Annotated in this window: 1 protein-coding gene; it reads left to right on the top strand. The window is 65.6% G+C overall.

Going from position 1 to position 614, the window contains the following annotated elements:
* A partial coding sequence (locus tag RAD15_RS43410) for an Ig-like domain-containing protein (protein WP_458184797.1) occupies positions 1–614 on the top strand: 614 nt, incomplete at both ends.

Raw genomic sequence — 614 nt, forward strand, 5'->3', positions numbered from 1 at the left:
CAGCGGGTCGTCGTCTGTGGACCTCAACTCGACCGACAAGGCCTTCGATCTGTCGCTGAGCGGCAATGCCGATACCAACGGCACCGGTGTGGCCTATGAGGTCTCGACCGACGGCGGCGCGAGCTGGACCACGACGACGTCGGCGCAGAGCGAGCTGGCCGACGGCAGCTACCAGTTCCGTGCCGTGGTCAGCGATCCCGCCGGCAACAGCGCGACCAGCAATGTCGTCACGGTGGTGGTCGACACCACCGCGCCGACGGCGGGGACACTGTCGCTGTCGAGCTATGACGACAGCGGGTCGTCGTCTGTGGACTTCAACTCGACCGACAAGACCTTCGATCTGTCGCTGAACGGCAACGCCGATGCCAACGGCACCAGTGTGGCTTATGAGGTCTCGACCGATGGCGGTGCCAGCTGGACCGCGACCACGGCCGCACAGGGTGACCTCGCTGATGGCAGCTACCAGTTCCGCGCTGTGGTCAGCGACCCGGCCGGTAATAGTTCGACCAGCAACATCGTCGCGGTGGTGGTCGACACGTCGGCGCCGACGGCAGGGACGCTGTCGCTGTCGAACTACGGCGACAGCGGGTCGTCCTCGTCCGACTTCAACTCGA

It is taken from the genome of Bradyrhizobium sp. 14AA (genome assembly GCF_054185205.1).